Annotated in this window: 1 protein-coding gene; it reads right to left on the bottom strand. The window is 60.7% G+C overall.

The genetic code is table 11. The annotated features are described in order from the left end of the window. Positions 1 to 35: 35 nt before the first annotated feature. A partial coding sequence (locus ACTFO6_RS17715) for an endonuclease domain-containing protein (RefSeq protein WP_439935738.1) occupies positions 36 to 445 on the bottom strand: 410 nt, incomplete at its 5' end.

Below are 445 nucleotides of genomic sequence, written 5' to 3'. Positions count from 1 at the left end.
CCCAGAACCTCTGCCCGCAAGCTGCGTTTGAGGCGTCAAGGCCCCATTTTACGAAACTGGTAGCACTGCCAGATCTGCCGCTCGCACGCCGCGGCGTCACGCAGAATCTGGCGACCCCAGAAGTTCAATACAGCCCAACCCATCGCCTGGAGGGCGTTGCGCTTTCGAGCGTCGCTCTCCAGCGTGTCGCGATTTCCGTGGTGGGTAAATCCATCGCAGTAGATCGCGATCCGCCGTTCCGGATACGCGAAGTCTGGAATCGTGATCCGTTTACCCGTTTCGTCCTTGATCTCGTACTGCGAAACCGGCTCGGGCAGCCTGCCTGCCTCGCGAATCGTCTGAAGCAACGCCTTCTCGATCGCCGTGTCCCGGGTCTGTCGCGATGCTCGTTCGCGATTCACCTGCTCCAGCCACTTCAACGAGGCTTCCCTTCCCTCTCCTGCAC

This window comes from Pelomicrobium sp. G1, assembly GCF_051905455.1.
In the GTDB taxonomy this organism is placed as follows: Bacteria; Pseudomonadota; Gammaproteobacteria; order Burkholderiales; family UBA6910; genus Pelomicrobium.
This window is presented reverse-complemented; position numbering and strand designations above follow the sequence as displayed.